Consider the following 25,575-nt stretch of genomic DNA (forward strand, 5'->3'; position numbering starts at 1 on the left):
CTGGCGTCCCTGCTGCTCGCCCTCACGGGGCTGCTTGATGGCACCGACGATCGCATCGCCCTTGCGAAGGTTGTACTTCTTGACCTGGCCGAGCGAAACGTACACGTCGCTCGTTCCGGCGAGATACCCCGTCGTACGCACGAACGCATAGTTGTCAAGCACATCGAGGATGCCGGCGATCGGAATCAGGACGTCGTCCTCGCCGATCTCGGTCTCGAACTCATCGGCGTTGTTGCCGCCGCGACGCTTGTTGCGCTGGCGACCACGCGAGTTGCCGTTGCCGTTACCGCCGTCGTCATCGGAGTTGTTCTGCTGGTTGTCGTTGCCGCCCTGGCCACGGCCGCGGTTACGGCTGCGGTTGCGACCTCGGCCGCGTCCGTTGCTCTCTTCGCCATCGTTCGCGTCGGAGCCGCCTCCGCCCTGGTTCGACTTGTCCTGGTTCGACTTGTCCTGACCGGACTTGTCCTGGTTCGACTTGTCCTGGTTCGACTTGTCCTGACCGGACTTGTCGGCCGTGCTGCCTTCCGACTGCTCGACGGGTGCGCTGTCTTCCACCGCGGTCTCGGCGTCGCCGCCATCGGTCTTGGCTGCATCGCCGGATGCCTTGGCCTTCGCGGACTTGCCGCTCTTGCGCCCGCTCGCGGGCGCTTCGTCAGCAGAGCTGTCGACAGCCGTCTCGGAGCGGGATGCCTCGGCGGCCGCGGGCTCGGCCTTCTTTCGGCCCCGGCCGCGCGCGGGGGCCTTCGGCACCGATTCCTCTGCCGGAGTGGCCTCTGCCGGTGCTGCCTCGGCCGGCGCGGCGTCGGCCGAGGACGCATCCGCTGCAGGCGACTCGGCTGCCGGCGCGGCATCCGCATCGGCCTTCTTGGCACGGCTGCGACGCGGAGCCTTCGCCTTGGGCGCGGCCTCGGCGCTCGGCTCGCCCTCCGACGATGCCGGGGCAGCGGCTGGAGCCTCGGATGCGGCCGGAGCCGCTACCGGCTCATCAGCGGCCTGCTGCTCGGCCTTTGCGGCGGCGCTGGCCGTGGTGGCGCGGCGCGGCGCTCGCTTGCGCGGCGGTGCCTTGGCCGTCTCGGGGGCGTCGGTGTTCTCAGCGGCTGCCTCGGTCGGAGCCTGCTGATCGTTCTGGGTCTCGGAGAAATTCTCCACGAGTACTCCCTCATATGTCGTGGGAAATGAGCATGTCTCGCGCGCAACGGGTGCTACGCGCGATCGCACGGGCAGACACTCGGTGCCCGCCAGCCAGAGCCTTGGAATGCGGTTCTGGGGGTTCTGTGCGGATCTCGCAGAATTGCGATGGGGGCCAGATTCACGAAGCTACGTGGAGCCCTCCGCTCTGTTCTTTACTGTACCACCCCGCACGTCCACGGCGAGCATGAGGCCTTCCCAGGGGGTGTCGGTCACGGATTCAGCGAGCGCCAACGCCTCCAGGCGGCTGCCCGGCCCATCGGCGAGCACGAGAACGCTGGGGCCGGCGCCCGAGACGACGGCGGCGAAACCAGCACGGCGCAGCGCCTGCACGAGCGCGTGGGTCTCGGGCATCGCCTCGGCACGGTAGTCCTGGTGCAGGCGGTCGGCGGTAGCGTCCAGAAGCAGTTCGGGGCTCTGGGTGAGCGCGGCGATCAGCAGCGCCGAGCGGGAGACGTTGAAGACGGCGTCCTCCCGAGAGACCTGCGGGGGCTGCAGCGAGCGCGCCAGGGTCGTCGACATCGTGCGCTCAGGGACCAGCACGAGCGGCGCCACTCCCCTGTGCACGATGAGCTTCTTGTGCTGTGGTCCGCGCTCGCCCGTCCACGCGATCGTGAGTCCGCCGAACAGGGCGGGGGCGACGTTGTCGGGGTGGCCCTCCAGCTCGGTGGCAAGGCGCAGCAGGTCGGTGTCGCTGAGGTCGACCTCGTCGGCCAGCAGTCCTTTCGCCGCCAGCACTCCAGCCGCGACAGCGGCGCCCGACGAGCCCAGTCCTCGCCCGTGCGGCACGCCGTTGTCGGCGATGAGGCGCAGACCCGGCATCTCGCGGCCGACATCCTGATACACGTGGTCGATCGACCGCACGATGAGGTTCGACTCATCCCTGGGGATGTCTGCCGCGCCCGACCCGGTGACCTCGATCTCGAGGCCGTCATGCGGGAGAACGGTCACGGTCAGCTCGTCGTAGACGCTCAGGGCGAGCCCGAGCGTGTCGAAGCCAGGGCCAAGGTTCGCGCTCGTCGCCGGAACCTGCACCTGGACGGTGTCGCCTACCGCCATCACTCGCCTTCCACGCGCAGGACGGAGACCACACTGTCGACGACGCTGCTGGCCGCGAGGCGCTCGACGGTGTCACTCAGGGCCTGCTCGGTGGCGCGGTGCGTGCCGATGATGAGGCGCGCTGTCGGGTCATCTTCGGACTCGATCGACTGCACGACCGTCGCCACGGAGACGCCGCCCTCGCTCAGGATCGTGGCGATGGTCGCCAGCACACCGGTGCGGTCGGAGACCTCCAGCGTGATCTGGTAGCGGGTGATGACGTGGCCGATCGGCACGGTGGGAAGCTTCCCTCTGGTCGACTCGCCGACGCCCACACCGCCGGCGATGTGCCGACGCGCCGCCGAGACGACGTCGCCGAGCACAGCGGATGCTGTCTGCACTCCGCCCGCGCCCGCACCATAGAACATCAGCGAACCGGCCGCTTCGGCCTCGACGAACACGGCGTTGTTGGCATCGTGGACGGAGGCGAGCGGATGGGTGCGCGAGACCAGTGCCGGGTAGACGCGCACGGAGATCGACTCCTCGCCGGCGACCGGGATGCGTTCGCACACGGCGAGCAGTTTGATGACGAAACCGGCGTCGCGCGCCTCTTCGATCATCGATGGCGTGATCTCGGTGATGCCCTGGCGGTGGACGGCATCCAGCCCAACGGTGGTGTGGAAGGCGAGAGATGCGAGGATCGCCGCCTTCTGCGCGGCGTCGAAGCCCTCGATGTCCGCGGTCGGATCGGCCTCGGCGTATCCGAGACGCTGCGCCTCGGCGAGCACGTCGGCGAAGTCGGCGCCCTCGGAGTCCATCCGGTCGAGGATGTAGTTGGTCGTGCCGTTGACGATGCCCATGATGCGCACCACCCGGTCACCGGCGAGCGAGTCTCGCAGCGGACGGATGATCGGGATCGCGCCGGCGGCGGCGGCTTCGTAGTGCACCGAGGCGCCGACCTGGCCGGCGGCTTCGAACAGCTCTGGTCCGTGTGTGGCCAGCAGCGCCTTGTTCGCTGTGACGACATCGGCGCCGGAGTTCAGCGCCAGCAGGATGTTGCTGCGCGCAGGTTCGATGCCGCCCATCAGCTCGATCACGATGTCGGATCCGACGATGAGGCTCTCGACATCCGAAGTGAACAGCTCGGCGGGAAGGTCGACATCGCGTTTGGCGTTGACATCACGCACGGCGATGCCAGCGAGCTCCAGTCGGGCTCCGGCGCGGTCGGCAAGCTCGTCACCGTGGCGAAGCAGCAGTCCAGCCACCTGCGACCCCACAGCCCCGGCTCCGAGCAAAGCCACCCGAAGTCGTCGATACTCGGTCATCGTGCTCCTTCATTCGTGCTGATCCCGGCATCTCGTGCCAGCAGGTCTTCGATGCTCTCGCCGCGCACGATCACGCGTGAGCGTCCCTCGGATACGGCCACAACGGCCGGCCGGGGAACATGGTTGTAGTTGCTCGAGAGCGAAACACAGTAAGCGCCCGTCGCGGGCACGGCGAGCAGGTCTCCTGGGGTGACATCACCGGGGAGGTATTCGTGGTCGACGACGATGTCGCCCGATTCGCAGTGTTTGCCGACGACGCGCGACAAGACCGGGCTCTCCTGGCTGACACGGCTGGCGATGCGCGCTGAGAACTGTGCCCCGTAGAGCGCGGGGCGCGCGTTGTCGCTCATACCGCCATCGACGCTCACGTACAGCCGGCTCATGCCCGAATCCAGGCGCACGTCTTTGGTCGTACCGACCTCGTACAGCGTGACCCCGGCTGTTCCCACGATGGCGCGGCCGGGTTCGAAGGCGAGGGCGGGAATCGGGATGCCGCGTGCCGCACACCCCTCGGCGACCGCTGTAACGATCTCTGCGGCGAGCTGTTCGATCGGCGTCGGGTCATCCACGCTCGTGTAGGCGATGCCGAAACCGCCACCGAGGTTCAGCTGGGCGATCTCGCCGCCGGCGCGAAGCCGGTCGTGCAGCTCCAGCACACGCGATGCCGATTCGCGGAAGCCAGCGACGCCGAAGATCTGCGAGCCGATATGACAGTGCAGCCCCGAGAACTCCAGGGCGGGCAGTTCACGGATGCGGGCGACGGCTGCTTCGGCATCCGCGAAGGTCATCCCGAACTTCTGATCTTCGTGCGCTGTCGCGAGAAAGTCATGCGTCTCGGCGTGCACGCCGCTGTTCACGCGGACGAGCACCTGCTGCACCCGCCCGGCGCGCGCGGCAGCCGCCGCGACCCGCTCGATCTCGATCGCGCTGTCGATGATGATCGTGCCGATGCCGACGGCGACGGCCCGCTCGATCTCCGAGACCGACTTGTTATTGCCGTGGAAGCCGATCCGCGCGGGGTCGACGCCAGCGGCCAGCGCGACTTCCAGCTCGCCCCGCGTGCACACGTCGATGTTCAAGCCCTCATCGGTGACCCAGCGTGCGATCGCCGTCGACAGGAAGGCCTTGCCCGCGTAATAGACCCGTGTCGTGGTCTCGTGTTCGGCCGCGGCATCCGCAAACGAATCATGGAATGCACGTGCGCGCGAGCGGACCTCGTCTTCGTCGAGCACGAGCAGCGGCGTGCCGTAGGTCTGGGCGAGTTCCGTGGCCGCGATGCCGCCGATGGTGACGGCACCGTCGGGCTGCCGCTGAGCGGATGCCGGCCAGACGCCCGCGGCGAGCGCATTCGCGTCGCGAGGCTCGAGGAGCCATTCCGGCGCGAGCGAGTCTGCAGTGTGAAGCACAGAGCACCAATCGTGGGAAGAGTTGTCGCGCGAGAGCACACCGCACGAGACTGCCCCGATTCTATGGCAACGAGAAGATCCGCCCTGCATCCGCGGGGCCCTCGCGCTCGAAGATCACGGTTCATTACGGTGAAGAGTATGAACGAGACGAACAAGCCCCGTGGTCTCGCCGGGGTGATCGCCGCAGTGATCACCTGGGCTCTCGCGCGCAAAGTGGTTCGTGCCGCGCTGCTGTACACCGAACGCCGCGGTCCGGTTCTCGCAGACAGCATCACGTACCGAGCCCTGTTCAGCGTGTTCGCGGCATTGTTGCTGGGGCTGTCGGTTGCCTCGCTCTGGCTGGCCAGCAACACAGCCGCCTGGGACGCGATCATCCGGGCCGTGGATTCGGCGATTCCGGGGCTTCTCGGCGAGGGCGGCGTGGTGGAGGACCCGGCGTCCGTGCCGGCGCCGCCCGGCCTGTCCATCGCGGGGATCATCTCCGCGATCGCGCTGGTCGGCGCCGCTCTCAGCGCGATCGGCACGCTGCGCGTCGCCGTGCGTACGGTGGCCGGCGTGGTGCTCGATGACACGTTCTGGCTCTGGGTGATTCTGCGCAACCTCGCCCTGGCGATCGGTATCGCCGTCTCGTTCATCGCGGCGGCCGCCGTGACGTTCGTCGCGCGCATCGGAATCGGATTCATCACGGATCTGCTGGGTCTGGCCGCCGATTCGGTCGGTGCCGTGTGGGGAATTCGCATCGTGTCGTTGCTGGTGGTCTTCGCGTTGGATGCGGTGCTGATCTACGGCGTCTTCCGGCTGATGTCGGGATACCGGGCGTCGGCGCGAGCGGTGTGGTCAGGCGCGCTGCTGGGCGGACTGGGTCTTCTCGTGCTGCAAGAGCTGTCGACGCTGTTCGTCGGCGGCGCGACCTCCAACCCGCTGCTGGCGTCGTTCGCGTCGTTGCTCGCGCTGCTGATCTGGCTCAACCTCAGCGCGCAGGTGATCCTGATCGCGTGTGCCTACATCGTCACCGGTGCGGAGGAAGAGCACGATCGCGTTCTCGCCCAGGCGCCGCGCAGCTTCGCTCAGCGGCGAGTGCAGCGCGCTCAGCAGGATGTGGTGGTCGCGACGAAAGCGCTGCGCGCGGCGGAACAGGCCGAGGCGGCAGAGCGTTCCTAACCGCAGGTGCCCTCGCGCCGCAGGGCCTCGTCCTCCGCGATGGCGCCGTCAACGCTGACGTCGATGACGGCGTGAGATCCTTCGACGGCGACCCCGGTGACGACGACCCCGGCCGGCAATCGGTCGGCGATGCAGATGCGCTGCGGCTGTGCGAGGGCGGCCGCAGCTGGGCCGAATCGGTCGACGATCTCGTCAGCGTTGAGCGTGACGCCCGAAATCGTCAGTTCGACGGGTGTGAGCAGGAGGTCACCGGCATCCGCATCCGGCGTCACGGTCAAGGCCACGGGGATGGTGGCCCCGAGCACCGGGATACGCCCAGAGGCGGTGACATGCGGAGCGTCGAAGGCGACATCGTCGACGGGCAGGGCGGATGCCGTCACCCAGTCCGTGAACTGATCCGGATCGATTCGCACCGTGCCATGCACCTCGCTGAACGTTCTCCCGGACAAGGAGATGCCGGTGGCTTCGACCTCGGCGGCGCCCGTGACGCCCCCGATCGTGACGGATTCCGACGACAGGTGCAGCTCGTCCAGCCGTCCGCCGAGCAGCTGCGGCAGCAGAATGCCCTCGGTGGCGACATCGAGCTGCTGGTCGGCAGGCAGATCGAGTTTCTCGATCACGGCGGCGCGAACCGCCGGGGGCAGGATGCTGCGTGCCAGTAGCTCGGCGGCGACGGCGAGCGCAATCACCACGACCACGACGACGAGCACCACCCAGGGCCAGCGGGCGTGTGCTCTGCCGTGGGCGCTCATCACATCCGCTCTGGTGCGGAGACGCCCAGCAGGTCCAGGCCGTTACGCAGCACCTGGCCCGCCGCATCGTTGAGCCACAGCCGAGTGCGGTGCACCGTCTCGATCTCGCCGTCGCCCAGCGGGATCACACGGCAGTTGTCGTACCAGCGGTGATAGAGCCCGGCGAGCTCTTCCAGATAGCGGGCGACCCGGTGCGGCTCGCGCACCTCTGCGGCGAAGGCCACGATGCGCGGGAACTCCTGGAGCGCGCCGAGCAGCGCCGACTCCGTCTCATGTGTCAGCGTCTGCGGCTCGAACTCAGAGCGGTCGATCCCCGAGTCGTGCGCGTTGCGCGCCACGTTGTGCGTGCGGGCGTGGGCGTACTGCACGTAGAAGACCGGGTTGTCGTTCGTGCGCTTCTGCAGCAGTTCGGGGTCGAGATCCAACGGCGAATCGGCCGGGGAACGCTCAAGCGAGTACCGCAGCGCATCCGTGCCGAGCCAGTCGAGCAGATCATCCATTTCGATGATGTTGCCGGCGCGCTTGGACAGACGCGCACCGTTGATCGACACCATCTGCCCGATGAGCACCTGAATGTTCTTCTCGGGGTCTTCACCCGCGGCACCGGCGACGGCCTTGAGGCGGTTCACATAGCCGTGGTGATCTGCGCCGAGCAGATAGATCTTCTGCTGGAAGCCGCGGTCGCTCTTGCTCAGGTAGTAGGCGGCGTCAGCGGCGAAGTAGGTGTACTCACCGTTCGAGCGGCGGATGACGCGGTCTTTGTCATCGCCGAAATCGGTCGTGCGCACCCACACCGCGCCGTCTTCGTCGAAGACGTGACCCTGCTCGCGCAGGCGCTCCACAGCCTGATCGATGAGGCTGGAGCCTGCGGCATCCTTCGCGTGCAATGTGCGCTCGGAGAACCATTCGTCGAAGGGGACGTTGAAACGCTCCAGCGAGTTCTTGATCTCGGCTAGCTGATATTCGTAGGCGAGATCTTCTGCGACAGCCAACTGCTCGCTCTCGCCCAGCTCGAGCAGGTCGCTGCGCGCTTCGAGCACGCGAGCGGCGAGGGCCGCGATGTACTCGCCGGGGTACCCGCCCTCGGGTGTCGGTTCGTTCTTCGCCGCCGCGACGACCGAACTCGCGAAACGTTGCATCTGGGCGCCGGCGTCGTTGATGTAGTACTCGCGAATCGCGTTCGCACCGCTGGCGAGCAGTAGACGCACGATCGAGTCGCCGAGCGCCGCCCAGCGCGTGTGCGCGATGTGCAGGGGCCCCGTCGGGTTCGCGGAGACGAACTCGACGTTCACGCTCACGCCCTGCTGCGAGTCATTCGTGCCATACGCCGCGCCCGCATCGACGATGCGCTGCGCCAGAGCGCCCGCGGCCGCTGCGTCCAGACGACAGTTGATGAAGCCGGGACCGGCGACCTCGGCACTGGCGACTCCGTCCGCCTGCGCGATCTCATCGGCGATACGCTGGGCGAGCTCGCGAGGGCTCGTGCCGAGCTTCTTCGCCAACCGCATCGCCACGTTCGAGGCCCAGTCGCCGTGGTCGCGGTTGCGCGGGCGCTCGAGCACGACGTCCGAGGCATCGAGCGCGAGGGGCTCGTCGGGTCGCAAGGATGCCGCGATCGGCGTGACGACGGCAAGAATGGCTGCGGCAAGAGTGTCGGGATTCATATCCCCCCAAGTCTAGAGCGCAGTTGTGTGAAGCATCCGCCGTTGAATTGGTGATGCGAGACAGATCGTTTACCCTCGTGCCATGGCCCTGGGGATGACGAAGCGCAACACACGCGTGACGGCGCTGATCGTCGCGCTCACGGCGGCCGTGACAGCCGTCACGCTCGGGGTCTGGCGGCCCTGGGCTCCCGAGGTCACTGAGGCCCAGGCCCTCGCCGCGGAAGAGACGGCGGCGGTCGCACCCGCGCCGCTGGTGCTGCCGGAGAATCCGCTCGTGCTCGTCTTCGGAGACTCGTGGACTTACGGCTCCGCCGCCAGCGAGCCGACCCGCGGATACGCGTATCTGCTCGCCGATCTCATCGACGGCGAGACGGTCGTCGACGGCATCCGCGCCAGCGGCTATCTGCGTCCTGGCTACGACGGGCCCTCCTACGGCGACCGCATCGACAAACTCGACCCGACGCTGGATCCTGACCTCGTGATCATCCAGGGCTCGATCAACGACCGCAAACTCGGTGTCGTGGGCTATCGCGACGCTGTGACCTCGGCGTGGGACACGCTCGCCGAGACCTACGACGAGGCCACCATCGTGGTGCTGGGACCCGCACCGCACAAGCTCCCCGTCGACGCCGGCACCAGGCGGGTCGACCATGATCTGACGGAGTTGGCCGCCGACCGCGGATGGTGGTACATCTCCCCCGTGGCGGAACGGTGGATCACCATGCAGAACTACCTGCAGGTGATCGACGTCGACCCGGGAAAACGGCATCCTTCCAACGCCGGGCACCGCTATCTTGCCGAGAAGCTCGCCTCCGCGCTCGCCGAACTCGCAGCAGCCCCGGTCACGGATGCGGGAGGCACAGAGCTCGACAGTTCCGAGCCCGACCCCGACCAGTGATATTGTCGATCGGTACGCCTCCGTAGCTCAGTGGATAGAGCGCCGGTTTCCGGTACCGTAGGTCGCAGGTTCGACTCCTGTCGGGGGCACATTCACACGCGTCGCGCTCGTCGCTCGCGCCAGCGGCGCGAGTTGGTACCAGAACGTGACCTTCGCTGACGCGGCGCTAGGCGTCCGCGATGCGCGGGCGTTCGTCAGCGCCGAGGATTCCGCGGAAAACCCCGTCGATTCTCCGCCTCCCAGGCGCCACCGCATGCGATGGACGCGGCGGCCCCTCCGCGCCCGCATCCCGCTCTGCACGCCCCATCCGTGTTGACATGCCTTATTCGGCCTCCATAGCGTGGATGGAGGTTCCTCGACTCGAGCCTCCATGCTTCGGAAGGGCAAACAATGCAGTTTTCACGACGTTCCACTACCGTCGCCTTCGGTGCGATGACCGCGATCGCGCTCTCGGTCGGTCTGGTCGGATGCGCCGGCGGTGACAGCACCGGCGGCGACAGCGACGGAGGCGGCGACCTCAAGGACACGTACACGGTTGCGACCGACAGCTCGTTCGTTCCCTTCGAGTTCGACCAGGATGGTGAGCATGTCGGCTTCGACATGGACATCGTCAACGCGATCGCCGACGAGGTCGGGTTCGACGTGAATCTTGAGGTCACCAACTTCGACGGCATCATCCCGGGTCTTCAGACCGGCACATTCGACATCGCCATCGCGGGCATCACGATCACCGATGAGCGCAAGGGCGCGGTCGACTTCACTAGCCCGTACTACAAATCCGGCACGCGCATCGGTGTGCCCGTGGACAACACCGACATCGAGAGCATGGAAGACCTCGACGGCAAGACGGTGGCGTCCCGGCTGGGTTCCGCACCCCTCGACTACCTGGCCGAGAACGTCCCCGGGGCGGAGGCGCTGCCGTTCGAGCAACTCGACCAGATGTACCTCGCCGTCGAGGGCGGCCGCGCCGATGCGCTGCTCTACGACGCGCCGAACGTCGAGTACTACATCAAGACCACGGGTGAGGGAAAACTCAAGGCGGTCGGCGACCTCTATGAGGCCCAGGAGTACGGCATCGCCGTCTCGAAGGGCAACGAGGCGCTCGTCGAGGCGATGAACCAGGCTCTGGCTAACATCATCGACGACGGACGCTACGCAGAGATCTACACCGAGTGGTTCGGTGAAGAGCCCACGTGGCTCGAGGAGCTCGCAGGCATGGGTGTGGACCCCGAGTAAACACCCACGCACTGTTCGTTGAGGCGGGTGCGCCAGCGCACCCGCCTCTTCTATGAGAGGCACACACTGCACATGCACCCACTCGCAACCTTCGACTGGCCTGGGGTGATCGAATTCCTTCCCTCGCTCCTCGTCGGACTCTGCTACACATTGCTCGTCGCGATCGTCGGAATCGGCATCGGCTTCATCATCGGAGCATTCGTCGGCCTGGGCAGACTGACTCGGTTCAAACCCCTCTACTGGTTGGCCACCGTCTACGTCGAAGTGATCCGTGGCACGCCCGTCCTGGTCCAGGCGATGTGGATCTTCTTCGCACTCCCGCTCCTGATCGGCACCAACCTGCCGCCGCTTGTCGCCGGCATCATCGTGATCGCCCTGAACTCCGGCGCATACATCGCCGAGATCGTGCGCGGTGCCGTGCAGTCCGTAGCCAAAGGGCAGATGGAAGCCGGCCGTTCGCTCGGCATGAGCCAGCACACGACCATGCTCAACGTCATCTGGCCCCAGGCGTTCCGGCGGATGATTCCGCCATTGGGCAACCAGTTCATCATCAGCCTCAAAGACACCTCGCTGCTGTCGGTGATTCTCGTTCCCGAGCTGATGTTCGAGGGACGCATGATCGCGGCCAGCCACTTCAACTCGGTCGAGATTTATACCACCGTCGCCGCCTTGTACCTCGTCATCACGCTCACGCTGTCGAAGGTGCTCAACGTTGTCGAAAAGCGATTGGACCGCTGACCATGATCATCGAAGTCAAAGACCTGCATAAGTCCTTCGGCGACAACGAGGTGCTCTCCGGCATCAACTGCGGCGTCGACGAATCCGAGGTCGTGTGCGTCATCGGCCCCTCCGGCTCGGGCAAGAGCACGCTGCTTCGCTGCCTCAACCTGCTGGAAGAGATCACCAGCGGCACAGTGATCGTCGACGGCAACGATGTCACCGACAAGAAGATCAAGATCGACGAGGTGCGCACGGAGATCGGAATGGTCTTCCAGCAGTTCAATCTCTTCCCGCACAAGTCGGTGATCGAGAACATCATGATGGCGCCGATCAAGGTGCGCGGCCTCGATAAGCAGGCAGCCCGCGACCGTGGCCGGGCTCTGCTGGCCAAGGTCGGGCTTTCGGAGAAGGAGAACGCGTACCCCGCGCAGCTCTCTGGCGGGCAGCAGCAACGTGTCGCGATCGCCCGCGCCCTCGCGATGGAGCCGAAGATCCTGCTCTTCGACGAGCCGACCTCGGCCCTCGACCCCGAACTCGTCGGCGATGTGCTGGCTGTGATGAAGAATCTCGCCGATGAGGGCATGACCATGGTCGTCGTCACCCACGAGATGGGCTTCGCTCGCGAAGTGGGCGATCGCGTCATCTTCATGGACGGCGGCGTGGTCGTCGAAGAGGGTGCGCCGCAGGTGATCTTCGACGCGCCGCGAGAAGCGCGCACGAAGGAGTTCCTCGACAAGGTGCTGTGACCGTGCGTGGCGAGCCGGCCGCGGCTGACGCCCTACGATAGAAGCGACGAACTCAGCACGCACTTCCAGCACAATCGAGGTACGAGATCTTGCAGTACATCTCCACACGCGGCGGCACACTCGGACAGTACTGCGATGTCCTCCTGGAAGGACTCGCGCCCAACGGCGGCCTCGCCGTTCCCGAGCATCTCCCCCGGCTCTCCGTAGACGACATCGAGCGACTGCGCCCGCTGAGCTATCCGGAGCTTGCAACCGAGATCATCGGTCTGTTCGCCACTGACATCCCCCGTGACGATCTTGCCCGGCTGACCGCTGGCGCGTACGGCGGCGGCAAGTTCCGGGCAGATGAGATCGTTCCGGTCACCGACATCGGCGAGCAGCTGACCCTCGTCGGTCTTTCCGAGGGGCCGACGCTGGCCTTCAAAGACATGGCGATGCAGTTTCTCGGTGAGGCGCTGGAGTATGTGCTCGCCCAGCGTGGCAGCGTGCTCAACGTGCTCGGCGCCACCTCGGGAGACACAGGCTCGGCCGCCGAGCACGCGCTGCGCGGGCGCGAGCGCGTGTGCGTGTTCATGCTCTCCCCGCAGGGCCGCATGAGCGCGTTCCAGCGCGCACAGATGTACTCCCTGCAGGACGAGAACGTGCACAACATCGCCGTCGAGGGCAACTTCGACGACTGCCAGAACCTCGTCAAACGCCTCGCCAGCGATCTCGACTTCAAACGCGAGCACAGCCTCGGCGCGGTCAACTCCATCAACTTCGGCCGCATCTCCGCACAGATCGTCTACTACGTGTGGGCGTGGCTGCGCGTCACCGACAATGTCGACGCCGCCGACCGCGCCAGCTACGAGGTCTCGTTCGCCGTGCCGTCGGGCAACTTCGGCAACATCCTGTCGGGGCACTACGCCCGCAGCATGGGCATTCCGATCCGCAAGCTCGTGCTCGCCTCGAACGAGAACAACGTTCTGGACGAGTTCTTCCGCACGGGCCATTACCGTCCGCGCAGCGCGGAGAACACGCTGGCGACGTCCAGTCCATCCATGGACGTCTCGCGAGCCTCCAACCTGGAGCGCTTCGTCTTCGACCTGCTCGGGCGCGATCCCGAGCGCACGGCCGCTGCATGGCACGAGCTGGAAGAGCGCGACGAGATCAATCTCGCAGCAGAGCTCGACCGGTTCGCGTCAGAATTCGGCATCGTCAGCGGCACCAGCACGCACAGCGACCGAATCGAGACGATCCGTGACCTGCACGAGAAGACCGGCGTCACGATCGATCCGCACACCGCTGACGGGGCTCTGATCGCGCGTGCGAACATCGAGACGGGCGTCCCGATGCTCGTTCTCGAGACGGCGAAGCCGGCGAAGTTCGCCGACCTCATCACCGAAGCACTCGGCGCGGCCGTCGAGCCGGATGCCGAGACGCAGGCACTCCTGGGTGCACCGCAGCGCGTCGTGAAGATGCCCGACGACGAACAGCAGCTGCGGACATATATTTCCGAGCACGCGCTTCGCGCGTAGCATCCGTCAGCTGACCGGCGCTCTCAACTGACCACGAGCGAGATCGTCGTCACGGCGACGGCGACCAGCGGCAGCCCGCCTTGCAGCACGGCGGCCCGCGCCTTCGAGCGGTCCGCCAGCACGAGCACGAGGGCCGCGGCGAGCATCATCGCCGTACCGGCGAACACGAGCGTGAGCCCCACGACCGGCAACCCCGCAAGCAGCACAGCGATGCCGAGCAGTGTCGTCAGTGCGAGAAACAGGTTGTAGAAGCCCTGGTTGAAGGCCAGTTGCTTCATGGTTTCGGCGTCCTTCTCGGTGGCGACGCCGAAGATCTTGCGGGTGGCGGGCTCGGTCCACCTCAGTGATTCGAGCGAGAAGATGAACACGTGGAAGGCTGCAGCCGCGGCGGCGAAGAAGAGTCCGATGATGAGCATCGTCTGATTGTGCACCAATGCAGCCATCACACCAGGAATATCGGCAGCAATCCCGGATTATGCGCGTGCACGAGCACGGCGAACACCACGGCGTCGAACAGCAGATGCACCGTGACGACGTAGGCCAGCGAGTGCGTCCGCAGAAAGATGTACCCCTGCAGCAGCGCGAACGGAATCGTCAGGACGGGCCCCCAGGCGCGGTAGCCGAGCTCCCAGAGGAATGAGACGAAGACGATCATCTGCAGCACATTGGCCAGCGCATCGGGGAAGTGCCGGCGCAACAGTGCGAAGACGGTGCAGATGAAGAACAGCTCGTCCCAGATGCCCACGGCGCCTACGCCGACGAAGAGCCGCGCGATCAGCTCACCAGAATCGACGACGGGCCAGTTCTGATAAACGCCGCTCGTGATGAAGTAGAACGGCAGGATCAGCCATCCCAGCACCAGCACGGCGATCAGCCAGCCCCAGTGCAGCCAGCCCCACCGCCGGTGCGTTCGCCAAGGAAAGCTGATCGCTCGGTCGCGGAACACGAACCGTGAGATCGCGTAGGGCACGACGACAGCTCCGCCCAGCGCGAGAGTGAAGCGCAGCATGGCCAGATTGTCGAGTTCGGCCGCGAGCGGGATCGCGCTGACGATCAGCATGCCGAGCGCGATGAGGGAGAGGTCCCGCGTCAGCGACGGAGCGGATGCCACGGCACCTCGACGTTCGTGAAGCCAGGCGACGGCGAGACCGGCGGCAAGCAGCAACCAGCCCAGCCATGACACCTCAGCGACGAAGAACGCCGGCGCGGCGAGACAGACGAGCGCTGCCGAGGCGACGGCCGGCGCTCGCGCAGCGGTGGCAGCCGTCACACCCGTGGCTTTCGCCGGTACACGAGGTCGCGGATCTCTCGCCCCTTGGCGATGCCCTTGCGTTCGAAGGCGGTCATCACACGCCCATCGAAGCGGTCGCTCCACTCCCCTGCGAATGCGCGCTCGAACAACGGCTCGGCGTCGAGCACCTCGCGCATCTGCAATGCGTAGTCTTCCCAGTCGGTGGCCAATCGCAACAGTCCGCCGTCGGCCAGTGCCCTGGCCGCCGCATCCCCGAATCCCGGACGGATCAGCCGACGCTTGGTGTGGCGCTTCTTGTGCCACGGGTCGGAGAAGAAGATCCAGATCTCTGTGGCCGAGCCCTCCGGGAGATAGGTGGAGAGCACCTCGGGCGCGTTGGCCTCGATCAGCCGCAGATTGCGGACACCGGCCTTATCGGCGTCGAGCATGGTGCGTGCGAGCCCGGCGCGGAACACCTCGACCGCGAGGAAGTCATCATTCGGTCGCGATGCGGCGGCCGAGACGATGGCGTGCCCCTGGCCCGAGCCGATCTCGACGATCAGCGGCGCTTGCCGCCCGTACTCGGCCGCCGGGTCGAGCCGCGCGTCGGGGTGAACGCTCGTGACCGCCACCGCACGGGGAACGTCGAGCAGATAGTGCGGCGCGAGCTCGTCGAAGGCGCGGTCCTGCGCCTCAGACATCCTCCCGCTCCGACGCACGAAAGAGACCGGTTCTTCGCGAAAGGTGCGGGGCTCAGGCATACCTCAAGCGTATCCGCCCGGTTCCGTCACGAAATCGATGAGCTCCTCGACCCGACCCAGCAGTGCCGGTTCGAGGTCACGGTAGCTGCGCACCTTGCTCAGAATGAACTGCCATGCCCGGCCGGTGTCGCCCGGTTCTTCGTGCGGCCAGCCGAATGCCCGGCAGATGCCGGTCTTCCAGTCGGTTCCGCGCGCAATCTCGGGCCAGCGGGCGATGCCCAGCGTCTTCGGCGTGACGCACTGCCACACGTCGATGAACGGGTGCCCCACGATACGCACGTGCGCGCCATGCGGGCCGCGCATCACCGCCTCGGCGAGGCGGGTTTCTTTCGAGCCGGGGACGAGGTGGTCGAGCAGCACGCCGTAGCGGCGCGTCGCGCTGGGCGGTTCGGCGGTCAGCAGCTCGCCGAGCAAGTCGGCGCCCTGCAGAAACTCGACGACGACGCCCTCTGCTCGCAAGTCGGCGCCCCACACCTTCTCGACCAGTTCGGCGTCGTGCTTGCCCTCGACGAGGATGCGGCTGGGACGTGCCACGCGCGCACGCTGGTCGGCTACCGCGAACGAGCCGGATGCGGTGCGCTTGGTGCCGTGCTTTTTGAGGGCGGGAGGGGTCAGTCGCACAGGTTTGCCGTCGATAAGGAATCCGCCGCCGAGTGGGAACAGGCGCTTTCGCCCCTTGTAGTCTTCGAGCTCGACATTGCCCGCCTGCACACGGGTGACCGCGCCGCAGTAGCCGTCATCGGCGACTTCGACGACCAGGTCGAGTTCAGCGGCGATGTCGGGCACCTTCTGCGCGCCACGCTCGCGCCAGCCGGCCGCCAGCACGTCCGTGCCGTACCTGTCTTCCATGCCTTCCAGGGTATGTGTCGTGAGCGACGTTCTCTGCCGCGACACAGACAGTTTCATTAGTGTCGCTTTCATCGGTCTCAGCGAGTGAATAGACTCGATGCGCATGGGGGCTCCGCGCCCCCGCTGAGGGGAGCACGATGCGGACTCGTACCACGGTCATGCTGGGGGTGCTCGCGGCGATGATCGTACCGGGCATACTCGGCGGCACGGCGGCCGCTACGCCTCCGGTCGAGTTGAGCTCGGACTACGTGACCGACGACGCGGGCGTCCTTAGCAGCAGTGAGCTCGCAGCGGCGAATGCTCGTCTCGACGAGCTCGCAGCTGGCGACAATGGCGACCTGTACGTCGTGCTCGTCGATGAGTTCACCAATCCTTCCGGCAGCACCCAGTGGGCGGATGAGACCGCCGTGAGCAACGGTCTCGGCGCCGATCAGTATCTGATCGCCGTCGCCGTGGAGGCCGGGCAGTACTCGATCTCGGCGGATGAAGCCGGGCCGCTCGGCGATGGTGAGATCGATCATGTGCTGCAGGCCATGGAAGACGGGCTCAAAGCCAGCGACTGGGACGGGGCGATCATCGCCGCGGCCGATGCCTTTCCCGGCCAGCCCGGTGCGGCAGGCGGCGGTCTCGGCGGCATCCTGTGGATCTTGATCCCGTTGGCCTGCGTGATCGTCGCGATCGTGTTCATCGTGCGCGCCGTGCGCGGGCGCAAGAAGCGCCGTGAGGGCACGCGTTCCGTTCCCAACCCGAACGACCCGTACGCATCGGTGAGCGACGACGACCTGGCGACACAGGCCGGCGGTGCGCTCGTCGAAGCCGACGACGCCATCACGTCGAGTCGCCAAGAGGTCGGTTTCGCGATCGCCCAGTACGGCGAAGATTCCACCGCGACCTTCACCGAGGCCGTCGATGCGGCAGCGCAGAAGGTCAGCGAGGCGTTCGCGCTGAAGCAGAAGATCGACGACGAGGTGCCCGACACCGATCAGCAGCGTCGAGCCTGGCACATCCAGATCATCGAGCTGTGCGACGAGGCAGATGACCTGCTCGATGACAACGTCGAAGCCTTCGAACAGCTGCGCGCGCTCGAAGCAGAAGCTCCCGAAGCCCTTCAGCGGCTCAAGACTCGCCGTGCCGCAGCCGCGACTACCCTCGCCGCCGCACCGGCTGCGCTGGAGAAGCTCAGCCAGACGTACGACGCAGCAGCGCTCGCGCCCGTCACTGAGAATGTGGCACAGGCCCAGCAGCGCCTCTCGCTGGCCGACACCGAGATCGCCGATGCTGATGCCCTGATCGCCGAGGACAACCGCGGCGAAGCGGCATTCGCGATTCGCACCGCAGAAGAGGCTGTCGCGCAGAGTGAGCAGCTCACAGCGGCGGTCGCGAACCACGGCACGCACCTCGCGTCTCTCGAAGAGCAGGCCCAGGCGCTGATCACCGATCTCGAGGCCGACATCGCCGCGGCCTCCGCTCTGCCACAGGCTGCGGCGCAGCTCGCCCCGGTCATCGCCCGCACCCGCAGCAACATCGACACCGCACGCACGCAGTTGCAGGGCGCGGGCCGAAACCCGCAGCAGATCCTGGACGGTCTGGATGCTGCCAACACCCACATCGACGAGATCGTCGGCAGCGCTCGCGACGCGGCCGCACAGCAGCAGCGAACTCAGCGGGCGCTGGAGCAGCGTCTGATCCAGGCGCAGGCGCAGATCTCGGCCGCAAACGACTTCATCATGACGCGCCGCGGCGCGATCGGCGCCCAGGCGCGAACCCGTCTCGCCGAAGCAAACGCCGCCTACGCCGAGGCGATATCCCTCCAGGCCAGCGATCCCACCCAGGCGACCGAACGCGCCTCGCGCGCGTACAACCTCGCGAATCAGGCGCTCTCGGCCGCGAACTCCGAGGTCTCGTCGTTCAACGCCGGCGGCTGGGGCGGCGGTGGCTGGAGCAGCAGCGGCTGGGGCAGCACCAACCGCAGCAGCGGCAGCGGGCTCGGCGGAGACATCCTCGGCGGCATCCTCGGCGGCCTGTTCAGCGGCGGTGGAGGAGGCAGCAGCGGGTGGAGCTCGAGCAGCAGCCGGCGTCGCAGCAGCCGCAGCAGCAGTCGCGCTTCCAGCTTCGGCAGCTCACGCCGCAGCAGTTCACGCTCGCGCAGCAGTTCGCGCGGACGCAGCTCCAGAGGAAGGCGCTTCTGATATCGCTCCCCTGTTCACCAGACGTAACCGATCCAGACCGACTCCGTTCCCATCGAAAGGAAACAGCATGACCAAGCAGTCCATCTTCGGGCGCATCTCAACGCTCGTGAAAGCCAACATCAACGCGCTCATCGACTCTGCCGAGGACCCGCAGAAGATGATCGACCAGCTCGTGCGCGACTACACCAACAACGTCGCTGACGCTGAGGCGGCGATCGCCGAGACGATCGGCAACCTGCGCCTGCTCGAGCGCGACCACGAAGAAGACGTCCAGGCGGCGAAGAACTGGGGCAACAAGGCTCTCGCCGCGAGCCGCAAGGCTGATGAGCTGCGTGGCACCGGTGAGACCGCCGATGCCGACAAGTTCGACAGCCTCGCCAAGATCGCGCTGCAGCGCCAGATCAGCGCTGAGCGCGAGGCACAGGGAGCCGAGCCCACCATCGCCGCGCAGACCGAGGTCGTCGACAAGCTCAAGAGCGGCCTGAACGGCATGAAGGAGAAGCTCGTCGAGCTGAAGAACAAGCGCAGCGAGCTGATCGCCCGCGCCAAGGTCGCCGAGGCGCAGACGAAGGTGCAAGACGCTGTCTCGTCGATCAACGTGCTCGATCCGACCAGCGAGCTGGGTCGCTTCGAGGACAAGGTTCGCCGTCAGGAGGCCCTTGCTCAGGGCAAGATCGAGCTGGCCGCGTCCAGCCTCGACGCCCAGTTTGAGAGCCTGGAAGACCTCGGCGAGCTCACCGAGGTCGAGGCACGTCTGGCCGAGCTCAAGTCGGGTTCGCCCGCACAGTCGCAGCTCGAGTCCTGAGCTGTCGGATGCCCCGGACCTTGGCGCCCGGGGCATCCCGTTCATGTCTGGAGGTCTTTGTGGCCCGTTTTCTCGTCGTCCCTCAGTGGCAGGGTTCGCCCTCGGCGCGCGCGATGTTGCTCATCGACGGAGCATCCGCCATCGCCGGCGATCTTCCTCGCGCCGCCACCAGCATGCTCGATGCGCCCGTCGAAGCCGGCGATTCTCTCGGCACGGGCGTTCGCCGCGTGAGCTCGCTGCAGCAGGTGCGCTCGCTCGTGGCGAAGGAGATGTCGCCTGAGACGATCGTGATCGGCGGCGACTGCAGCGTGAGCGTCGCCGCTCTCGACGCGATCGACCGTGACGATCTCGCCGTCGTGTGGTGCGATGCGCACCCCGATCTGCACACCCCCGAATCCTCCCCCTCCGGAGCCTTCTCCGGTATGGCACTGCGTGCGATTCTCGGCGAGGGCGAGCCGCAGCTCGTACTCTCGCCGCCCGTCAGTCGCGCGCGCACCGTCGTCGTCGGTGCGCGCGCCATCGACGATGACGAGAACGATGCCTTGGCCGGGCTCACCCGGCTCGGCGTCGATGATCTCGCTGACGTGAATGCGCTCGCCGACGCGGTCGCCGCCACCGGCGCTCGCCGCGTGTGGGTGCACATCGACGTCGATGTGCTCGACCCGGCGGAGCTGTCTGCCGTCTCCGAGGCCGCCCCGTTCGGCACGACCGCGGCAGCACTCAGCGCCGCGGTGCGAGCTCTTCGAGAGCGCGTCCCTCTCGCCGGGGCGACCATCGCCGGTTTTGCCCCGCGTTCGCCCATCGACGCTGTCGACGACCTCGGTACGATTCTGCGCCTCGTGGCGGCGGTCGCATGAGCGACGACTGGCACCCGGCGGCCGAGGCCGCCCTCGCACGCGGACGGCGATTCGACCGCCGCATCCCCTCGTTCCTCCTGCGCTCGCCGATCAGCCGCCTCGGCTACGCCTGGGCGACGACCGTGGGCTGGGTGTGGGGTTCACTGTGGAGCACCGGACCGATCGAGCGTCGTGCAGGCATGTGGGTCTTCCGGGGGATGCCTCGTTGGACGTTCCGTCGCGGCGGAGTCTGCGTCGGCGGATGCTTCCTCACCGGCGATGCCCGGCCAACCGCCGCCGTGCTGCGCCATGAGGCCGTGCACAAGGCGCAGTGGCTGCGCTACGGCTTCTTGATGCCGCTGCTCTATCTCTTCGCCGGCAACGACCCGCTCCGCAACCGGTTCGAGATCGAAGCGGGGCTTCAGGACGGCAACTACGTCAGTGCGAGCTCCGGAGGAGCCCGAAGCGCTCGGGGGCGTGGATAGTCTCGGCCGAGACACCGAGGGTACCCGTTAGGTGCTCGACGATGTCGGCTGTTCCCAGGTATCCGCCGAACAGCACGACGTTGGTGCTCGTCTCGCCACCGAACAGCATCTCGTCGGCCCAGGCGCAGGTCGCACGCGACAGCGCTGAGCCGCTCGTGCAGGCGCGGCCGCTGCCAGGTTCACCCGAACGGACAGAGCGCGCGAGCCAGGTGACAGTCATGCGAGCGGGAGCCGTGATCACGCCGATATCGGCGGCATCAGGCACCTCGATGAAGATCCGCCCCGAGGCGCACAGCGGAAGCGTCGCCAGGAAGAGTTCGAGCTCCACGAGCGAGTGCTCGTCAGCTGTCACCAGATAGTGCGCACTCTGGCGTGCCGCGCGGCGCTGTGCGCGCGTGCTGCGAACTCGGCTCGACGTCGTCATGATGTTTCCATCGTAGCACCGAAGAAGGGTTGCCTTACCTTTATGGCTCAACTTCCTCGACGAGAGCGTCGCGCAGGGCCGTGAGCTCCTCCTCGGTCAGACCGTGCGCCAGCAGATACTCGGCAGCCGAACCCCACCGCTCATCGACCTCGCGCAGGATCCCCCGCATGACATCGGCTGGCGACTGGGTGGCCAGCGCGAGCGCATGGCGCGCTTCCGGATGCTGCGACTGAAGAAAGGCCATGATCCGGCGGTTGCGTTCTTCGGGCAGCTGCGATTCAGTGAGCGCGTAATCGGCGATGACCTCTTCGCGATCCGCACCGACAGCAGCCAGCGCCAGGGCGATCGTGATTCCCGTGCGGTCTTTGCCGACCGTGCAGTGCACGAGCGTTGACTCGCTCGTCGCGATGATGCGGACGGCCTCGACCAGACGCTCACCCGATTCGGTGATGAGCTGACGGTACATGTCCTCCAGGCCAAGGTCCTCGGTGAAGAACGAGGTGACCGATCCGAGAAAAAGCGGCAGGTGCGTCGTCTCGATCCGTCTGGTCGCCGAGGGATCCGCCGCGACCTCCTGATCGTCGCGCAGGTCGACGATATGCGAGACCCGCCGCTCGAGCTCCGCGACGCCCGCAGGCGTGGCATCGGCGAGTCCTCCCGATCTCACGAGTCGACCGGAGCGGATGCGCCCACTGCCCGCAGCGATGCCCCCGACGTCGCGAACATTGAAGACGCCGTCGACGGCGATCACCGTCACGCCGACACCGCGGCCCCGCGAGGCTTCACGGGGTAGCGACCGGCAACGACGATGCGGTTGAAGGCGTTGATCGATACGCAGGCCCAGCTCAGCGCCGCGTACTCCTTCTCGGTGAAGACGCTGCCCACGCGGTTGTACACCTCGTCCGAGACGCCGCCCTCGCTGATGAACGTGAACGCCTCGGCCAACTCCAGCGCCGCACGCTCACGATCGGAGAACACACCGCTCTCCCGCCAGGTCGGAATCTGGGTGAGTGTGTCGGTGTCGATCCCGGCCTCGGAGGCCCGATCGACATGGATACGCGTGCAATAGGCGCAGCCGTTCAGCTGCGAACAGTGGATCATGACGATCTCTTTGAGCCGATCATCGATGCCGTTCGCGGCGCAGATCTCGCCCACCGTCTTCGAGAAGGCTTCCAACGCCTGATACGCGCTCGGTTCCGTCTTCGAAAGGTGCACTCGTCTCTCACTCATGCCTCCAGCTTAGGCTTGTTCAAGTATCACTGACCTGAATGCAAAACGCACATAATATAGTCGATTGTTTGCACTCTTAGATAAGAACTAGGGGTAAGAAGCATGTCATTCTGCTCCCCAGTTTCACTCACGTGCGCGAAGCGGAGCAGAATATGGTCGTGACGACTGACAGCAGCGAGTTCCGTTACCTCCCGGGCCAGGCCGAGGCCCTCTCCGTCCCGCTCCCGAATGCCTCGCGGGTGGCGGTCGCCCTTCCCGACGGGCGCGAGCTCAGCGCCCTGCGCTACGGAGACGGGCAACCGACTGTCACGCTCCTGCACGGCGCCGGGTTGAACGCTCACACGTGGGACACAACCGCCCTGCTGCTGCAGCAGCCGGTACTGGCCATCGATCTCGCGGGGCACGGCGATTCAAGCTGGCGTGACGACGCCGACTACACCGCTCGCACCCTCGCCGCAGACATCATCTATGCGCTGGAGCAGTGGAGCACCCAGCCGCAGATCCTGGTCGGACAATCCCTCGGCGGCCTCACCGCCGCTGCCGTGGCATCCGCTCGTCCCGACCTCGTCCGTGAGCTCGTCACGGTCGACATCACCCCCGGCATCGACACCAGCGTCGGCCCTGCCGCGCTGCGTGCCTTCTACGCCGGCCCCACCGACTTCGCCTCGCGCGACGAGATGGTCGATCGTGCGATCGCCGCCGGTTTCGGCGGATCACGTTCAGACACGGAGCGTGGCGTGTTCTTCAACACTCGCATCCGTCCCGACGGGCGCGTGGAATGGAAACACCACTTCGCACGCCTGGCGGCGCAGGTGTTCGCCGAGCCCGACGCCGGCGCCCCCGCGACCGGCGCCGTCCTGCAGGAGACCGGCTGGGACGACCTTCGCGGCGTCACAGCGCCGGTGACCCTCGTTCGCGCGACAGGCGGATTCGTGAGCGAAGCCGACGGCACCGAACTGCAGCGGCACCTGCCGACCGCACAGGTGATCGCCGTCGAAGCCACCCACAACGTGCAGGAGACAGCACCCGGTGCCCTCGCCGACATCATCCGCGCGCGTGTGACGTCGCGCGCCTGACACTCCTGGCTCACCCTAGACTCGACCCGAACCGGCACACAGCAGTCGCCGCCCCGAGAGGATCCACCCACCTATGTTCCGACGCACCAGACGCCTCGCCGTCCTATCTGCGCTCGCCGCGACCGCTATCGCCCTCAGCGCCTGCGCCGGGTCGCCCGAGCCCGTGAAGACGTCGACGGGTGCACCTGACCCTGACGCCACGCTCACGGTCGGGCTCGTGCTCGAGCCGAGCAACCTCGACATCCGTCACACCAGCGGTGCCGCACTCGAACAGGTGCTCATCGACAACATCTACGAGGGCCTCGTCACACGCACGCAGGACAACACGATCGAGCCGCGTCTGGCGTCTGACTACGAGATCTCCCCCGACGGGCTCACGTACACGTTCACGCTGAATGAGGGCGTCGTCTTCCACGACGGTTCGGCGCTCACCTCCGCCGACGTCGTCGAATCCTATGAGCAGGTGCGTACGGATGAGACCCTGCAAGGATTCGCCGAGTTCGCAGGTGTCGCCGAGATCACCGCGCCGGATGAGGCATCCGTCGTCATCACGTTGACCGAGCCGAACCAGAACTTCCTGTTCACGCTGACCGGCCCCGCCGGTCTCGTCTTCAAGGCCGGTGACGAAACCGATCTGCAGACTGCAGAGAACGGGACCGGCCCCTTCACGCTGGAGAACTGGACCAAGGGCAGCACGATCACCTTCGCGCGCTTCGCCGACTACTGGGGCGAAGCGGCCGGCGTCGCCGAGGTCGTCTTCGAATACATCCCCGACTTCACCGCCGGGCTCAACGCCGCACTCGACGGCAGCCTCGATGTGCTCACCGCCGTCGACCCGAACCTCGCCCCTGAGCTCGAAGCATCCGGCGAGTTCCTGCTGACCGAGGGACGCACGACAGATAAGGCCACGCTCGCGTTCAACAATGCCCAGGCCCCGCTCGACGACGTGCGCGTGCGCGAGGCGCTGCGCCTGGCCATCGACCACGACGCGCTCATCGAGGCGACCGGCGCCGGCGAGACGCTGTACGGGCCGATCCCCGAGCTGGATCCCGGCCACGAAGACCTCTCCGATGTCGCCGGGTACGACCCCGCACGCGCCAAGGAGCTTCTCGCCGAGGCCGGCGCAGAAGATCTGGAACTGACCCTCACGATCCCCTCGTTCTACGGCACGACCGTGCCGCAGGTGCTGATCTCAGACTTCGCCGAGGTCGGGGTCACACTCGATGTCGAACCCGTGGAATTCGCCACCTGGCTTGAAGACGTCTACACCAACAAGGACTTCGAGCTCAGCTACGTGCTGCACGTCGAACCGCGCGACTTCGGCAACTTCGCCAACCCCGACTACTACTTCGGATACGACAACCCCGAGGTGCAGCGGCTGTACGCCGAGGCACTCACGGAGATCGATGAGGACGCCTCGGCCGAGCTGCTGGCCGAGGCCGCGCGCCTCGTCTCCGAAGACCATGCCGTCGACTGGCTGTACAACGGCGTGACCATAACCGCGCTGCTTCCGACCGTTTCCGGTTTCCCGGTGGATTCGATCAACTCGCGCATCGATCTCGCAGGCGTCACGGTCGCCGGAGAATAGCGTCGGGTGATCCGCTACGCGCTCACACGGGGCGCCCTGCTCATAGCGGGGCTCCTCGTGGCCAGCGTGCTCATCTTCCTCACGCTGCGGGTCTTCCCCGGTGACGTCGCACAGCTGATCGCGGGGACGCAGGCCTCCCCCGCCCAGGTCGAGGCGCTGCGCGAAGCACTCGGCCTCAATCGTCCGCTGATGGTGCAGTACGGCGACTGGGTCGGCGGCGTTCTCACGGGCGACCTGGGAACCTCGCAGCTCAGCGGAGCCTCCGTCAGCGCCGAGCTCGCCGAGAAGGCTCAGGTCACGGTTCCGCTCGGGCTCATGGCACTCGTGATCGCTCTGCTGATCGCCGTCCCCTTCGGCATTCTGTCCGCCGTGCTGCGTGGCCGCGCCGGCGGCACAGCGCTCAACGTCACCGCGCAGACGCTCGCGGCCGTGCCGGTGATCTGGGCCGGC

At 66.7% G+C, this 25,575-nt stretch carries 25 protein-coding genes, 1 tRNA gene and 1 pseudogene; 14 read left to right on the forward strand and 13 right to left on the reverse strand.

Annotated features, from left to right (window positions below; all coding sequences use genetic code 11):
- The 4 genes and pseudogenes from Q1J95_RS04620 to lysA form a co-directional block, all read right to left on the reverse strand.
- A pseudogene (locus tag Q1J95_RS04620) lies at positions 1–1,149 on the reverse strand (transcription termination factor Rho); the annotation flags it as partial.
- 168 nt (positions 1,150–1,317) lie between these two features.
- Positions 1,318–2,247 carry a homoserine kinase gene (gene thrB, locus Q1J95_RS04625; protein ID WP_300266125.1) on the reverse strand — a complete coding sequence of 310 codons (930 nt, stop codon included), beginning with the start codon at positions 2,245–2,247 and terminating at the stop codon, positions 1,318–1,320.
- Positions 2,247–3,551, reverse strand: coding sequence for a homoserine dehydrogenase (locus tag Q1J95_RS04630; protein ID WP_300266126.1), 1,305 nt, complete (start codon positions 3,549–3,551; stop codon positions 2,247–2,249). The genes thrB and Q1J95_RS04630 overlap by 1 nt, the downstream gene beginning before the upstream one ends.
- Positions 3,548–4,957 (reverse strand): diaminopimelate decarboxylase, encoded by a 1,410-nt coding sequence (gene lysA / locus Q1J95_RS04635; protein ID WP_300266127.1) that lies wholly within the window; start codon positions 4,955–4,957, stop codon positions 3,548–3,550. Before lysA ends, Q1J95_RS04630 begins: the two co-directional genes overlap by 4 nt.
- A gap of 138 nt (positions 4,958–5,095) precedes the next feature.
- Here lysA and Q1J95_RS04640 point away from each other — a divergent pair, with 138 nt between their 5' ends.
- The gene (locus tag Q1J95_RS04640) at positions 5,096–6,118 is read left to right on the forward strand and encodes a YhjD/YihY/BrkB family envelope integrity protein (RefSeq protein ID WP_300266128.1); all 1,023 of its coding nucleotides are present in this window, start codon (positions 5,096–5,098) and stop codon (positions 6,116–6,118) included.
- On the opposite strand, the gene Q1J95_RS04645 is transcribed toward Q1J95_RS04640, so the two are convergent.
- Positions 6,115–6,870, reverse strand: coding sequence for an LmeA family phospholipid-binding protein (locus tag Q1J95_RS04645; RefSeq protein ID WP_300266129.1), 756 nt, complete (start codon positions 6,868–6,870; stop codon positions 6,115–6,117). The genes Q1J95_RS04640 and Q1J95_RS04645 overlap by 4 nt on opposite strands.
- Positions 6,870–8,534, reverse strand: a complete 1,665-nt coding sequence (argS, locus tag Q1J95_RS04650; protein WP_300266130.1) for an arginine--tRNA ligase — start codon at positions 8,532–8,534, stop codon at positions 6,870–6,872. Before argS ends, Q1J95_RS04645 begins: the two co-directional genes overlap by 1 nt.
- Positions 8,535–8,616: 82 nt before the next feature.
- Between argS and Q1J95_RS04655 the strand changes: the two genes are divergently transcribed.
- The 6 genes from Q1J95_RS04655 (at position 8,617) to thrC (ending at position 13,651) form a co-directional block, all read left to right on the forward strand.
- Positions 8,617–9,432: an SGNH/GDSL hydrolase family protein gene (locus tag Q1J95_RS04655; RefSeq protein ID WP_300266131.1), complete on the forward strand. Its 816-nt coding sequence runs from the start codon at positions 8,617–8,619 to the stop codon at positions 9,430–9,432.
- Between the two features lie 16 nt (positions 9,433–9,448).
- Positions 9,449–9,521: transfer RNA gene (locus Q1J95_RS04660), tRNA-Arg, on the forward strand.
- A 343-nt stretch (positions 9,522–9,864) separates the two neighbouring features.
- Positions 9,865–10,668: a transporter substrate-binding domain-containing protein gene (locus tag Q1J95_RS04665; RefSeq protein ID WP_300266132.1), complete on the forward strand. Its 804-nt coding sequence runs from the start codon at positions 9,865–9,867 to the stop codon at positions 10,666–10,668.
- Positions 10,669–10,740: 72 nt separating this feature from the next.
- The gene (locus Q1J95_RS04670; RefSeq protein WP_300266134.1) at positions 10,741–11,406 is read left to right on the forward strand and encodes an amino acid ABC transporter permease; all 666 of its coding nucleotides are present in this window, start codon (positions 10,741–10,743) and stop codon (positions 11,404–11,406) included.
- Between the two features lie 2 nt (positions 11,407–11,408).
- Complete coding sequence (locus tag Q1J95_RS04675) at positions 11,409–12,134, forward strand: amino acid ABC transporter ATP-binding protein (RefSeq protein ID WP_300266135.1); 726 nt, start codon at positions 11,409–11,411, stop codon at positions 12,132–12,134.
- An 89-nt stretch (positions 12,135–12,223) separates the two neighbouring features.
- Entirely contained in the window at positions 12,224–13,651 is a 1,428-nt protein-coding gene (gene thrC / locus Q1J95_RS04680) for a threonine synthase (RefSeq protein WP_300266137.1), read from the forward strand.
- 23 nt (positions 13,652–13,674) lie between these two features.
- Here the strand turns inward: thrC and Q1J95_RS04685 are convergent, their stop codons facing one another.
- The 4 genes from Q1J95_RS04685 to Q1J95_RS04700 all read right to left on the reverse strand — a co-directional run bounded on the left by Q1J95_RS04685 (position 13,675) and on the right by Q1J95_RS04700 (position 16,492).
- Entirely contained in the window at positions 13,675–14,067 is a 393-nt protein-coding gene (locus tag Q1J95_RS04685; protein ID WP_300266152.1) for a DUF1304 domain-containing protein, read from the reverse strand.
- A gap of 26 nt (positions 14,068–14,093) precedes the next feature.
- Entirely contained in the window at positions 14,094–14,921 is an 828-nt protein-coding gene (locus tag Q1J95_RS04690) for a CPBP family intramembrane glutamic endopeptidase (RefSeq protein ID WP_300266138.1), read from the reverse strand.
- Positions 14,918–15,583 (reverse strand): tRNA (guanosine(46)-N7)-methyltransferase TrmB, encoded by a 666-nt coding sequence (trmB, locus tag Q1J95_RS04695; RefSeq protein ID WP_300266140.1) that lies wholly within the window; start codon positions 15,581–15,583, stop codon positions 14,918–14,920. Before trmB ends, Q1J95_RS04690 begins: the two co-directional genes overlap by 4 nt.
- 63 nt (positions 15,584–15,646) lie before the next feature.
- Positions 15,647–16,492, reverse strand: a complete 846-nt coding sequence (locus Q1J95_RS04700) for a DUF3097 domain-containing protein (RefSeq protein WP_300266141.1) — start codon at positions 16,490–16,492, stop codon at positions 15,647–15,649.
- Between the two features lie 137 nt (positions 16,493–16,629).
- On the opposite strand from Q1J95_RS04700, the gene Q1J95_RS04705 reads away from it, so the two are divergent.
- From Q1J95_RS04705 to Q1J95_RS04720, 4 genes are all read left to right on the forward strand, one after another.
- Positions 16,630–18,681, forward strand: coding sequence for a TPM domain-containing protein (locus tag Q1J95_RS04705; RefSeq protein ID WP_300266142.1), 2,052 nt, complete (start codon positions 16,630–16,632; stop codon positions 18,679–18,681).
- A gap of 67 nt (positions 18,682–18,748) precedes the next feature.
- Entirely contained in the window at positions 18,749–19,486 is a 738-nt protein-coding gene (locus Q1J95_RS04710; protein WP_300266143.1) for a PspA/IM30 family protein, read from the forward strand.
- 59 nt (positions 19,487–19,545) lie between these two features.
- Positions 19,546–20,343, forward strand: coding sequence for an arginase family protein (locus tag Q1J95_RS04715; protein WP_300266144.1), 798 nt, complete (start codon positions 19,546–19,548; stop codon positions 20,341–20,343).
- Positions 20,340–20,807 (forward strand): Fe-S oxidoreductase, encoded by a 468-nt coding sequence (locus Q1J95_RS04720; RefSeq protein ID WP_300266145.1) that lies wholly within the window; start codon positions 20,340–20,342, stop codon positions 20,805–20,807. Before Q1J95_RS04715 ends, Q1J95_RS04720 begins: the two co-directional genes overlap by 4 nt.
- On the opposite strand, the gene Q1J95_RS04725 is transcribed toward Q1J95_RS04720, so the two are convergent.
- Genes Q1J95_RS04725 through Q1J95_RS04735 form a run of 3 tightly spaced genes read right to left on the reverse strand, consistent with a single transcriptional unit; the run spans position 20,761 to position 22,461 of the window.
- Positions 20,761–21,231, reverse strand: a complete 471-nt coding sequence (locus tag Q1J95_RS04725; protein WP_300266146.1) for an SIP domain-containing protein — start codon at positions 21,229–21,231, stop codon at positions 20,761–20,763. The two genes, Q1J95_RS04720 and Q1J95_RS04725, sit on opposite strands and share 47 nt — an antisense overlap.
- Before the next feature lie 40 nt (positions 21,232–21,271).
- Entirely contained in the window at positions 21,272–21,988 is a 717-nt protein-coding gene (locus Q1J95_RS04730; protein WP_300266147.1) for a tyrosine-protein phosphatase, read from the reverse strand.
- The gene (locus Q1J95_RS04735; RefSeq protein ID WP_300266148.1) at positions 21,985–22,461 is read right to left on the reverse strand and encodes a carboxymuconolactone decarboxylase family protein; all 477 of its coding nucleotides are present in this window, start codon (positions 22,459–22,461) and stop codon (positions 21,985–21,987) included. The genes Q1J95_RS04730 and Q1J95_RS04735 overlap by 4 nt, the downstream gene beginning before the upstream one ends.
- A 152-nt stretch (positions 22,462–22,613) precedes the next feature.
- On the opposite strand from Q1J95_RS04735, the gene Q1J95_RS04740 reads away from it, so the two are divergent.
- The 3 genes from Q1J95_RS04740 to Q1J95_RS04750 all read left to right on the forward strand — a co-directional run.
- The gene (locus tag Q1J95_RS04740) at positions 22,614–23,537 is read left to right on the forward strand and encodes an alpha/beta hydrolase (RefSeq protein WP_300266149.1); all 924 of its coding nucleotides are present in this window, start codon (positions 22,614–22,616) and stop codon (positions 23,535–23,537) included.
- 73 nt (positions 23,538–23,610) lie between these two features.
- Positions 23,611–25,125: an ABC transporter substrate-binding protein gene (locus tag Q1J95_RS04745; protein WP_300266150.1), complete on the forward strand. Its 1,515-nt coding sequence runs from the start codon at positions 23,611–23,613 to the stop codon at positions 25,123–25,125.
- Positions 25,126–25,131: 6 nt separating this feature from the next.
- On the forward strand, positions 25,132–25,575 hold a 444-nt coding region (locus Q1J95_RS04750; protein ID WP_300266151.1), incomplete at its 3' end, for an ABC transporter permease.

Origin of the sequence: Microbacterium sp., assembly GCF_029263575.1 — a bacterium.
Taxonomy (GTDB): Bacteria; Actinomycetota; Actinomycetes; order Actinomycetales; family Microbacteriaceae; genus Microbacterium.